Here is an 11,924-nt window from a genome sequence, read left to right on the forward strand (position 1 = left end):
TCACTCCCCTCCGCGCAGGATGGAGTTGCCCTCGTGGAGTGGTCGGGGTGCGGGGGCGTCGAGGTGGAGGCGGCCGCTCTGTCCGTAGAAGGCGACGGGGTTGCGCCAGAGGACCTGGTCGACGTCGTCGTCGGTGAAGCCGGCGGCGAGCATGGCGTCGGCCACCCGGCGGGTCTTCAGCGGGTCGCTTTTCCCCCAGTCGGCCGCGGAGTTGACGAGGACCTTCCCGGTGCCGTGGCTCTTGAGGATCGCGATCATGCGGTCCTCGTCCATCTTGGTGTCGGGGTAGATGGAGAAGCCCGCCCAGCAGCCGCTGTCGAGGGCGTCCTTCACGGTCGTCTCGTTGAGGTGGTCGAGGAGCACCGCCTCGGGGTCGAGGTGGGACTCCCGGACGACGTCGATGGTGCGGCGCAGGCCGGTGAGTTTGTCGCGGTGCGGGGTGTGGACGAGGGCGGGCAGGCCGTGGTCGGCGGCGAGCTGGAGCTGGGCGGCCAGTGCGTGGTCCTCGGCCGGGGTCATCGAGTCGTAGCCGATCTCCCCGACGGCGACGACGGAGTCCTTGACGAGGTAGCGGGGCAGGGCGTCGAGGACGGGGGTGCAGCGGGGGTCGTTCGCCTCTTTGGGGTTGAGGGCGAGCGTGCAGTGGTGGGCGATGCCGTACTGGGCGGCGCGGAAGGGCTCCCACCCGAGGAGGCCGTCGAAGTAGTCGAAGAAGCTGGCCGGTGAGGTGCGGGGCTGGCCGAGCCAGAAGGAGGGTTCGACCAGTGCGCGGACCCCGGCGTCGTACATCGCCCGGTAGTCGTCCGTGGTGCGCGAGGTCATGTGGATGTGGGGGTCGAAGATGCGCATCAGGTCTCCTCCGTGGGGGCGGTGGGAGCGGTGGGCCCGGGTGCCGTGAGGGCGAGGACGTGGTGCAGGCCGGCGGGGACGGGGCGGCCGGCCGCGATGCGTTCGGACGCGAAGTCGGCGAGCATGCGGGCGAGTTCGGCGTCGCCGCGCGATCTCCGGGCCAGGTCGTCGACGGCTTCGACGGGGACCCCGGTGAACAGGCACTTGAGGACGGCGTGGCGCCAGCCGTGCGGAGGGAGGTGGGCTGCGGCGTACGGGCCGACGGCTGCGGTGACGAGGGTGGTGTCGTTGGTGCGCAGGGCGTCCTCGACGAGGGGCAGGGCGGCCGGGCCTGGATCCAGTGCGGGCAGGGCCAGCAGGACGGCCCGGCGTTCGGCGGCGGTGCCCTGTTCGTAGAGGCGGGTCAGGGCCGGCAGGCCGGCTCGGGCCTCGACGAGCAGCAGGGCGCGTACGGAGTCGGCGTGTTCGAGTCCGCAGTGCCGGCCGGCGGCGGCGTACCTCAGCTCCCACGGCGGCACGGCGTAGCCGTCCGCGGGTGCGGTGTCCTTGTGGGCCGCGGCGTGGGCCGCCTCGGCGAGGGCTTCGTCGAGCCAGGCGCGCGCGGCTCCGCCGAGCAGGGTGTCGAGTTCCTCGCGGGTCAGGAGCGGGGTCTTCGGGGTGTGCGTCACGGTGTGCTCCCTTCGGCGGTCTCAGTGGTCCGACGGGCGGTGCTTGTTCAGGAAGTCGAGCGAGGAGCGGGCCAGTTCGGGGCCCGCGTGGGAGTGGCGGGGCAGTTCGACGACGGTGAGCCCGGCGTATCCGCTGCTTCCGAGGGCGTCGAGGGCGGCGAGGACGGGTGGGAAGTCGATCTCGCCGTCGCCGAAGGGCAGGTGTTCGTGGACGCCGCGCCGCATGTCCTCGATCTGTACGTGGCGCAGCCAGGGGGCGGCGTCGCGCACGCAGTCGACGGGCGGGGCGGGTTCCAGACACTGGCAGTGGCCGATGTCGAGGGTGAGGCCGAGGGGCTCGGGGTCACCGCTCAGCCTCCGGAAATGGTGGAAGTCGGCGAGGTTCGCGAGGAGGTGCCCGGGCTCCGGCTCGATCGCCAGGGGGACCCCGGTGCGCTCGGCGGCGCGGAGGACCGGGGCGAGGGCGCCGGTCAGCCGTTGCCAGGCGGCGTCGGGGGCCGTGCCCGGGGGCGTGAGGCCGCTGAAGCAGTGCACGGCGTGGGCGCCGAGGTCGGCGGCGACGTCGACGGCCCGGACGAGCAGGGCGGTCCTGGCCGCGCGGGCATCGGGATCCGGGTCCAGGAGCGAGGGGCCGTGCTTGCGGCGCGGGTCCAGGACGTAGCGGGCGCCGGTCTCGACGGTGACGCCGAGCCCCAACTGCTGGAGGCGGTCCGCGACGCAGCGGGCGCGGGCGGCGAGGTCCGGGGACATCGGGTCGAGGTGCATGTGGTCGAGGGTCAGGCCGACGCCGTCGTAGCCGAGGTCGGCGAGGAGGGCGAGGGCGTCGTCCAGTCGGAGGTCGGTGAGTCCGTTGGTTCCATAGCCGAGACGGAGGGTCATGTGGGGCTCACCTTCCGGGAGAGGGCGCGTGCGAGTGGCACGAGGCCCATGACGGCGAGCGCGGAACCGGCGGCTCCCGCGCGTGCGGCGAGGGCGGCCTGGAGCGGGATCATCGCCCGGATGCCGCTGCCGACGGCGCGCTGGGTGAGGGGTGGCGACGGGTTGAGCGCGGCGTGCGCGAGGGGGCGTGCGGCGGTGCGGAGGTAGCCGCCGGTGAGCGCGGTGAGCAGCAGCCGGGCGGGGGCTGACCGAGGCGGGCGGACCGCACCGCCACTGACGGGAGCCGGCCGCTCGCCCACCACCGCGCCGCCGACCGCGGCGACCGCCGCGAGCGCCGCCAGGGGCGCGCCCGTGGAGCCGCCCTGCGCCTCGTGGCGCGAGACGGTGGTGACCGCGTAGGTGTGCGCGCTCAGCAGGCAGGCGGGCAGGGCTGCGGCGGTCAGCTCGGTCCGGGCGGGAAGGGCACGCCCCGGCCCCGCCCCGGTGGCCACCGCCCCGAGCGCCAGGTCGAGTCCGCGGGCCGCCGCCATCGCGGCCGGGCCCGCCGGGGTGTGCTTCAGCCGGAGGTCGTACGCCCAGACGGTGGCCGCGAGACCGGTGGCCACGCCCAGGGCCGGGCGGCCCGCGCGGGCGGCAAGGGCCAGGCCGGCCGCCGTCAGGGCGCCCGCAGCCGTGAGGGCCGCGCGCGGTGTGATCCGGCCCGAGGGGATCGGGCGGTGCGGGCGGTCGACGGCGTCCTCCTCGCGGTCGGCCCAGTCGTTGAGCGCCATGCCGGCCTCGTACAGGCAGAGCGAGGTGCCCATCGCCAGGGCGGTGGAGCGGTCGGGGCGCCGGCCGGCGGCGGCGGCGCCCGCGAGGGCGTCACCGGGCACGGTGAACAGCGCGGAAATCCGCAGGAGTTCCGCCCAGGCGCGGGCCGTCACCGGTCACCCCGCAGCCGCTCGGCGAAGGCCAGCAGCGCCAGGTACTGCTCGAAGAGCCCGGCCGGTCCCCCGTCCGGGTCCTTGAAGTAGAAGCCGAGTTCGGGCCGGGGGCCGGTCAGGCCCACCTCGTGGGCTCGGACCAGCAGCCGGGCCAGGTCGAGGACCAGGGGCGCGGCCAAGGCGGAGTCGCAGCCCTGCCATGTGGTCTGGAGCACCATGCGGGTTCCGAGGAACCCGTCGAACGCGATGTGGTCCCAGGCGGTCTTCCAGTCGCCGAGTGCCGGGACGTCGTCGATGTGGACCTCGCCCTCGGGGGCGGCGCCCAGGGTGTCGGCGAGGACGCGTTCCTTGCCGGCGTTCTTCGCCGCGGCGGCGGCCGGGTCGGCGAGCGCTGCCCCGTCCCCGCCGCCCAGCAGGTTGGTGCCGGACCAGGCCCGTACGGGCAGGGCGCGCTGGACGAACATCGGGGCGAGCACGGAGCGCAGCAGGGTCTGGCCCGTCTTGCCGTCGCGGCCGGCGTGCGGAAGCCGCGAGGCGGCGACGGCGTCCTGGAGGGCGGGTGCGCCCAGGCCGGTGGAGGGGGTGAAGTTCACGTACGGGCAGCCGGCCCGGAGCGCGGCGGCGGCGTAGAGCGAGCTGGCGGGCAGCCGTACGGCGTCGGGGGCGGGCGCGGGCTCGGTGGAGGAGACGTTGACGACGACGGTCCTGGCCAGGCGGTTGCGGCTGCCGAAGTCCATGAGGTCGGCGGCGAACGCGGCGATGAGTTCCTCGTCGGTGCGGGTGTCGCCGGGGAGGGGCCCGCCGATGCGTATCTCCGCTTCGGCGGCGCCGAGTTCGGCCCGCACGGCCGACGGGAGGCCGTGCGGGAGCACTCCCCCGGCGGCCAGCGCCTCGGCCCGTTTCGGGAGGGGGCAGTCCAGGATGTCGTGGCCGCCGAATACGAGGGAGGTGACGGGTGGCAGGCCGCTTTCGGCGAAGGGAGCGGTCTCGGTGACCATCCCGACCGCCGGGTGGAGTCCCGCCGCGACCGCCGCACATCCCGCTGTGGCGGTGGTGGCGACGGAGCCGTGTGCTCCGATGAACCAGACTCCGGTACGAACGGCGGTTGCTGACACGAGCTGCCTCCCTGACTGAGGGTTCTGGCTGGGCCGATCCGGTGGCGCTGTACGGGAGAGGGAGGGCGGCGGGCGGTCCTGCGGGCACGCCCGCCGCCATTGGGGGGGACCGCCCTATGCCGAGGGCAGCTCCTTCAGCTGGATGTTGCGGAAGGACACCTGGTCGTCGGCCCCGTGGTTCTGGAGGCCGATGTAGCCGTCCTTGAGGCTGCGGACCGGGTCCGTGTTGGTGAAGTCGTTGATCTTCACGCCGTTGAGGAAGACCTGGAGCCGTTCACCGCGCACCTTGATCTCGTAGCTGTTCCACTGGCCGGGCGGCCTCAGTACCCGGTCGCGTGCCTTGATGTCGGCCGCTTTGAAGGTGTAGACGGAGCCGGTGGTGCGGTCCACGGCGTCGGAGGCGTCGATCTGGACCTCGTAGCCGTTGTTCACCGCGGACCAGGGGTCGTCGGACTCCGGGAAGCCGACGAAGACACCGGAGTTGTCGTCGCCCGCCAGCTTCCAGTCGAGCTTCAGGGAGTACGACGTCAACTCCTTGGCCTGGTAGGTCAGCAGGCCCATGCCGCCTTCGGAGCGCAGTTCGCCGTCGACCACGTCGAACTTCCCGGGGCCCGCCTGCTTCCAGCCTTCGAGCGTCTTGCCGTTGAAGATCGACCGGTAGCCGGTGCTCGGCTTGCAGTCGCCCTTGACCTGGCCGGCGGCGTACCGCATCCCGCCCAGGAGAAGCTTCCGGAAGTCCGCGTCGGCGTACGACTCCTTGGTGTGGCCGAGGCCCGTGTAGAAGGAGCGGCCTCCCTCGTAGGTCTGGCACCAGGTGATCGGGTGGTCGCCCTTCATGGTGCCGCCGGTGTAGGTGGTCTCGTCGAGCGTGGCGAGGACCTTGACCTTGTCGCGCGGGTTGGTGCGGTAGTTGTACAGCTCGTCGGTCCGCTGCCAGTCGTCGCCCAGGTGGGCGGTGGCCGGGTGCTTGTGGTCCTCGACGCGGACGGTGACGGGCTGGATGGCGGGGTGGCCGGAGAAGTAGGCGCCGACGAGTCCGCCGTAGAACGACCAGTCGTACTCGGTGTCGGCGGCGGCGTGGACGCCCATGTAGCCGCCACCGGTGGCGATGTAGTTCTCGAAGGCCTTCTGCTGGTCGGCATTGAGGACGTCACCGGTCGTCGACATGAAGACGACGGCGTCGTAGCGGGCCAGGTTGGCCGTGGTGAACTGGCCCGCCTCCTCGGTGGCGTCGACCGTGATGTTGCTGTCCTTGCCGAGTTCCTTCAGCGCGGCGACTCCCTCGGGGATCGCGTCGTGGCGGAAGCCGGCGGTCTTGGAGAAGACCAGGACACGCTTGGCGGTCCTGTCGGGCGGGGTGTTGGAGAGCTCGAAGTCGTCGATGTCGTACAGCGCTCCTTCACCTCCCTTGAAGACGAGGAACAGTTCGGTGGCCTTCTTCGGGACGCCGCGCAGGGGGACGTCGATGTCCTGGAAGGTCTCCCAGCCGCCGGTCACCGGCACCGGTGCGGAGCCGAGGATCTTTCCGGTCGGCGAGCCGGTGCGCACTTCGAGGAAGCCGCCCGCGCCGCCGGAGGAGATCCGGGCGGTGAGCTTGGTGGAGTCGCCGAGGATGTACGGCTTGAAGGAGATCCAGTCGTCGTTGTCGATGTCGCCGACGGTCCTGCCGCCTTCGGCGTTCGCCTTGTCGTAGGTCTTGATGCCGGACGAGTCGGTGAAGTGCTCGGCCTGGCGGTGGCGCGGCTGGAGCTGCGACTGGTCGTGGCCGGTCAGTGCGGCCTGGCCGCCGCCTCCGCCGTCGGTGTACGAGGCGTCGATGACGCCGAAGATGTTGGCGTTGGGGTCGTGCCCGCCGTCCATCTCCGTCTTGATGGTGCCGGTGCAGCCGTGCTCCGAGGTGATGGGGTGGCCGTGGCTGTCGTGGCCGAGGACGAAGCGGACCTCGATCTTGGAGCAGTCGATCGTGCCGTCCTCGGGGTCGGTGACGGTCACCTTGAACGGAATGGCGTCACCGAAGGTGAACAGCTGGCCGTCGCCGGGGAGTTCCAGCTTCACCGTGGGTGCCGTGTTGCCGACGGTCACATGCACGCTGGCCGATCCGGTGCGACCCGTGGGGTCCTTGGCGGTGACGGTGGCGGTGTAGGTGCCGTTCTTCTTGTACGTGTACGTGGGGTTCGCGGCCGTGGACGTTCCTCCGTCGCCGAAGTCCCACGCGTAGGTGAGCGTGTCGCCGTCGCCGTCGGTGGTGCCGGCGGAGGAGAACCGCACCTTGAGGGGTGCGGTGCCCGACGTCTTGTCGGCTGCGGCCTCGGCGATCGGGGAGCGTCCGCCGGTGGCGTTCTCGATGCGGTAGAGGGCGGAGTTCTCGTCGCCTCCGAACCAGGAGAGGCCGTAGTCCAGGACGTAAAGGGCGCCGTCGGGCCCGAAGGCCATGTCCATGATCTGGGTGCCGGACCAGGGGACGTCGTTGATGGACTCGACCTTGCCGTCGGCGTCCTGCTCGATCCGCTTGATCCACTGGCGGCCGAACTCACCGGCGAAGAAGTCCCCGTCGTACGCCTCGGGGAACTTGACGGGCGAGTCGAGGTCCGCGTCGTAGTGGTAGACCGGTCCGCCCATCGGGGACTCCGAGCCGGTGCCGAACTCCGGGACGGACCCGCCGTCGTACGGGATCCAGGCGGCCTGGGCCGGGGGCAGGTCGACGAGGCCGGTGTTGTGCGGCGAGGTGTTCTTCGGTGCCGCGCAGTCGAAGGCCGCGCCGGAGGTCTTGGTGGCGAAGTCGTAGTCCATGTACGGGTCGTTCGCGCCGGTGCAGTACGGCCAGCCGAAGTTGCCGGCCTTCGTGACCCGGGCGAACTCGACCTGCCCCGCGGGCCCCCGCTTGGGGTCGGCGGCGCCGGCGTCGGGCCCGTAGTCGCCCACGTAGACGATGCCGGTGGCCTTGTCGACGGAGAAGCGGAAGGGGTTGCGGAAGCCCATCGCGTAGATCTCGGGACGGGTCTTGTCCGTTCCCGGCGCGAAGAGGTTGCCGTCCGGGACGGTGTACGAGCCGTCGTCCGCGACCTTGATGCGGAGGATCTTGCCCCGCAGGTCGTTGCTGTTGCCCGCGGACCGGCGGGCGTCGAACGCCGGGTTGCGGTCCGGGCGTTCGTCGATGGGGGTGAAGCCGTCGGACGCGAAGGGGTTGGTGTCGTCGCCGGTCGACAGGTACAGGTTGCCGTCGGCGTCGAAGTCGATGTCCCCGCCGACGTGACAGCACATGCCGCGCGACGTCCGGACGTCGAGGACCTTCTTCTCGCTGCCGAGATCCAGGGTGCCGTCCTCGTTGAGGACGAAGCGGGAGAGCCGGTTGACCCCGTCGAAGGGGGCGAAGTCGGCGGCGGTGCCGGTCTCGGGCGCGTCGCCCGCCGGGGTGTCCAGCGGCGGCGCGTAGTAGAGGTAGATCGCCCGGTTCTCGCTGAACTCCGGGTCGACGCCGATGCCCTGGAGGCCCTCCTCGTCGTGCGAGTAGACCGGGATGACACCGGAGATCCTGGTGTTGCCCGCACTGTCGGTGATGCGCAGCTCGCCGCTGCGCGAGGTGTGCAGCACGCTGCGGTCGGGGAGCACGGCCAGCGACATGGGCTCGCCGGTCTCGGCGGCGCCCTTGGCGAGGGTGACCTGCTGGAAGTCCTCTGCGGCCGGCGCCGGAGCGGGCTCCTCGTGGGCGGCGGCGGTGCCCGAGGCGGCGCTCAGGCTGAGGGTGGCGGCGGCCAGGAGACCGCCGGTGAACAGGGCGAGGGATTTTCGGATGCGGAGCCTGGTGCGGCTGCCGCTGCGGGTTGTGTGCACGTGTCCTCCGGAGAGTGCCGGTTGTGCGGGCGGTGATGCCGTGCCGTTCGCGCGGGGACTGCCGCGCAGGTCAGCCGGGCCCGTGCGGCGCCGGTGACAGGGAAATGACGATGGCCTATGTCAGGGACATGCCCAAAACGGTATGCCCGTTCGTCCGGGACGGAAAGCCCTTGCGCACAGAGTTGCCGGACTTTTTCCTGGGCCAGGACAAAGCAGGGCGAGGGCAGGGCGGAGCAGCCCGGCGGCGCGTGCGGCACCGCCGGGCGCGGGCGGACCCGTCCGATGTACGAGGAGCGGGAATCCGGGGTGACGCCCCCGAAGAACGATCAGCCGTTGCCCCCGAACGCCGCGTCGAACGAAGCGCTCGGCGGGTCGAAGTCGTACCGCTTCAGCGATGCAAGCGCCTCCGGTGCCCCCGCCAGGCGGTCCATGCCGGCGTCCTCCCACTCCACCGAGACCGGGCCCTCGTAGCCGATGGACCGCAGCATGCGGAACACGTCCTCCCAGGGGACGTCCCCGTGACCGGCCGAGACGAAGTCCCAGCCGCGGCGCGGGTCGCCCCAGGGCAGGTGGGAGCCGAGGCGGCCGTTGCGGCCGTCCAGGCGCTTGCGGGCCTCCTTGCAGTCCACGTGGTAGATCCGGTCCCGGAAGTCGTACAGGAAGCCGACCGGGTCCAGGTCCTGCCAGACGAAGTGGCTCGGGTCGAAGTTCAGCCCGAAGGCGGGGCGGTGCTCCACGGCCTCCAGTGCGCGGTGCGTGGTCCAGTAGTCGTACGCGATCTCGCTGGGGTGCACCTCGTGGGCGAAGCGGACGCCCTCCGCGTCGAAGACGTCCAGGACCGGGTTCCAGCGCTCGGCGAAGTCCTCGTAACCCCGCTCGATCATGTGCGGCGGGACCGGCGGGAACATCGCGACCAGGTGCCAGATCGAGGAGCCGGTGAACCCGATGACGGTGTCCACGCCGAACGCGGCGGCGGCCCGCGCGGTGTCGGCGATCTCGGCGGCGGCCCGGCGTCGTACGCCCTCCGGTTCGCCGTCGCCCCAGATGCGGGCGGGCAGGATGCCTTGGTGGCGTTCGTCGATGGGGTGGTCGCAGACGGCCTGTCCGACCAGGTGGTTGGAGATCGCCCAGCACTTCAGGCCGTACTTGTCGAGGAGCTGCCGGCGGCCGTCCAGGTAGGCGGGATCCGCGAGCGCCTTGTCGACCTCGAAGTGGTCTCCCCAGCAGGCGAGTTCGAGTCCGTCGTAACCGAAGTCGCGGGCGTGCCGGCAGACCTCCTCCAGGGGAAGGTCTGCCCACTGGCCGGTGAAGAGGGTGAAGGGACGGGGCATGCGCGTTGCCTCCTAGAGCGGTACGGGGGTGAGGACGGAGTTCTTGGCGGCGCTCTCCTCCACCGCCGCCAGCACCCGCTGCACCTGGAGGCCGTCCGCGAACGTCGGGACGGGCGGGGCGCCTTCGGCGATGGCGCACACCACGTCGCGGGCCTGGTGGACGAAGGTGTGCTCGTAGCCGAGGGCGTGGCCCGGCGGCCACCAGGCCTCCAGGTAGGGGTGTTCGGGCTCGGTGACGAGGACGCGCCGGAAGCCGGCCGTGGCGGCGGGTTCGGTGTGGTCGTGGAAGGACAGTTCGTTGAGGCGCTCCAGGTCGAAGGCGAGAGAGCCGCGCTCCCCGTTGATCTCCAGGCGCAGGGCGTTCTTGCGGCCGGCCGCCATCCGGGTCACCTCGAAGGAGGCCAGGGCGCCGGACGCGAGCCGCCCCGTGAACACGGCCGCGTCGTCCACCGTGACCGGGCCGGTCCCCTCGGCCGCCGCCCCGCCGCCGAGACCTCCGGGCGGCCCGGCGGCCCGGGGACGTTCGCGCACGAAGGTCTCGGTCAGCGCGGACACCGCGACCAGCGGCTCCCCCGCCAGGTACTGCGCGAGGTCCACGACGTGCGCGCCGAGATCGCCGAGCGCGCCGGAGCCCGCGCGCTCCTTGTCGAGGCGCCAGGTCAGCGCGGAGGCGGGGTCGGTCAGCCAGTCCTGGAGGTAGACCGCGCGTACGTGGCGCAGGGCCCCGAGTCGGCCCTCCGCGATGAGGCGGCGGGCGTGGGCCAGGGCGGGCACGCGTCGGTAGTTGAAGCCGACGAAGGCCGCGCGGCCCCGGGCGGCGGCGCGCTCGGCCGCCGCCGTCATGGCCACCGCCTCGGCCACGGTGTTGGCGAGCGGCTTCTCGCACAGCACGTGCTTGCCGGCCTCCAGGGCTGCGAGGGCGATCTCGGCGTGGCTGTCGCCGGGGGTGCAGATGTCGACGAGCTGCACGTCGTCGCGGGCGATGAGGGCGCGCCAGTCGGTCTCGGCGGCGGCCCAGCCGTGCCGGTCCGCCGCGGCCTCGACGGCGGTGCGGTCGCGTCCGCAGATCGCGGCGAGCACCGGCCGCATCGGCAGGTCGAAGACGTGTCCGGCGGTGCGCCACCCCTGTGAGTGGGCGGCGCCCATGAACGCGTATCCGACCATGCCGATCCCGAGCGTCGGCGGCTCGGCCGTCTGCTGCTGGGTCTGATCCCTCTGGGCCATCCGGGGCTTCCTCCTCGTCGGTGGTTCGGCACGTACGGTGTCGCGGCCGGTCAGTTGAAGCCCGTCGGCAGGTACTGGTCGACGTTGTCCTTGGTGACGACGGCGGAGTAGAGGGTGAGGCTGGTCGGGATCTCCAGTTCGGCGAGTCCGGCCACGCCCTTGGCCTGGCCGAGCGCGCGGGCCAGGTCGATGGCGGAGGCCGCCATGGTGGGCGGGTAGAGGACGGTGGCCTTGAGAACGCTGTCGTCGGCCTTGATGGCGTCCATCGCGGACTTGGCCCCGGCGCCTCCGACCATCAGGAACTCGTCGCGGCCGGCCTGCTGGATGGCGCGGAGCGCGCCCACGCCCTGGTCGTCGTCGTGGTTCCACAGGGCGTCGAACTTCTTCTGCGCCTGGAGGAGCTGCGCCATCTTCGCCTGGCCCGACTCGACGGTGAAGTCGGCCGCCTGACGGGCCACCAGCTCGACGTTCGGGAAGTTCTTCAGCGCGTCGGCGAAGCCCTGGCTGCGCTGCTTGGTGAGCTCCAGGTTGTCGATCCCGGCGAGCTCGACGACCTTGGCACCCTTCTTGTCCTTGAGCTGTTCGCCGATGTACGTACCGGCGTTGAGACCCATGCCGTAGTTGTCGCCGCCGATCCAGCAGCGGTATGCCTGCGGGGACGCGAAGACCCGGTCGAGGTTGATGACGGGGATGCCCGCGCGCATGGCCTCCAGGCCGACCTGGGTGAGGGCCTTGCCGTCGGCCGGCAGGACGACCAGGACGTCGACCTTCTTGTTGATGAGGGTCTTGACCTGGCCGATCTGGGCGGCGGTGTCGTTGGAGCCCTCGGTGGTCTCCAGGGTCACCTCGGAGTACTTCTTCGCCCGGGACCTGGCGTTCTCGTTGATGGCGTTGAGCCAGCCGTGGTCGGCCTGCGGTCCGGCGAAGCCGATGGTGACGGGCCTGCCCGGCTTGTCGTCGGCGGCGGCCGCCCCGCTCTGCGCGGGGGCGTCCTTCTTCTTGGGGTCGTTGCTGGTGCAGGCGGTGAGGAAGGCGCCCGCGGAGACGGCTGCGGTGCCGAACAGGAGCCCTCTGCGACTGGTTTGCGGCATGGCTGTGGAACCC

9 protein-coding genes are annotated in these 11,924 nt (G+C 71.9%); all 9 read right to left on the reverse strand.

Annotated elements, in window-relative coordinates:
• The 9 genes from BLW14_RS04030 to BLW14_RS04070 all read right to left on the reverse strand — a co-directional run bounded on the left by BLW14_RS04030 (position 1) and on the right by BLW14_RS04070 (position 11,911).
• Entirely contained in the window at positions 1-849 is an 849-nt protein-coding gene (locus tag BLW14_RS04030) for a TatD family hydrolase (protein WP_093704371.1), read from the reverse strand.
• Entirely contained in the window at positions 849-1,517 is a 669-nt protein-coding gene (locus BLW14_RS04035) for an EboA domain-containing protein (RefSeq protein ID WP_093704373.1), read from the reverse strand. Before BLW14_RS04035 ends, BLW14_RS04030 begins: the two co-directional genes overlap by 1 nt.
• A gap of 21 nt (positions 1,518-1,538) precedes the next feature.
• Positions 1,539-2,396 carry a sugar phosphate isomerase/epimerase family protein gene (locus BLW14_RS04040; RefSeq protein ID WP_093704375.1) on the reverse strand — a complete coding sequence of 286 codons (858 nt, stop codon included), beginning with the start codon at positions 2,394-2,396 and terminating at the stop codon, positions 1,539-1,541.
• A complete protein-coding gene (locus tag BLW14_RS04045) occupies positions 2,393-3,319 on the reverse strand; it encodes an SCO3242 family prenyltransferase (protein ID WP_093704377.1) in 927 nt (308 codons plus the stop codon). Before BLW14_RS04045 ends, BLW14_RS04040 begins: the two co-directional genes overlap by 4 nt.
• A complete protein-coding gene (locus tag BLW14_RS04050) occupies positions 3,316-4,434 on the reverse strand; it encodes an inositol-3-phosphate synthase (RefSeq protein ID WP_093704379.1) in 1,119 nt (372 codons plus the stop codon). The genes BLW14_RS04045 and BLW14_RS04050 overlap by 4 nt, the downstream gene beginning before the upstream one ends.
• 114 nt (positions 4,435-4,548) lie before the next feature.
• Positions 4,549-8,265, reverse strand: coding sequence for a ThuA domain-containing protein (locus BLW14_RS04055; protein WP_093704381.1), 3,717 nt, complete (start codon positions 8,263-8,265; stop codon positions 4,549-4,551).
• 326 nt (positions 8,266-8,591) lie between these two features.
• Positions 8,592-9,596 carry a sugar phosphate isomerase/epimerase family protein gene (locus BLW14_RS04060; RefSeq protein ID WP_093704382.1) on the reverse strand — a complete coding sequence of 335 codons (1,005 nt, stop codon included), beginning with the start codon at positions 9,594-9,596 and terminating at the stop codon, positions 8,592-8,594.
• Between the two features lie 12 nt (positions 9,597-9,608).
• Positions 9,609-10,820, reverse strand: coding sequence for a Gfo/Idh/MocA family protein (locus tag BLW14_RS04065; protein ID WP_093704384.1), 1,212 nt, complete (start codon positions 10,818-10,820; stop codon positions 9,609-9,611).
• A gap of 50 nt (positions 10,821-10,870) precedes the next feature.
• Positions 10,871-11,911, reverse strand: coding sequence for a substrate-binding domain-containing protein (locus tag BLW14_RS04070; RefSeq protein WP_093704386.1), 1,041 nt, complete (start codon positions 11,909-11,911; stop codon positions 10,871-10,873).
• Positions 11,912-11,924 lie beyond the last annotated feature (13 nt).

It is taken from the genome of Streptomyces sp. 2131.1, from assembly GCF_900105515.1.
GTDB lineage: Bacteria > Actinomycetota > Actinomycetes > Streptomycetales > Streptomycetaceae > Streptomyces > Streptomyces drozdowiczii.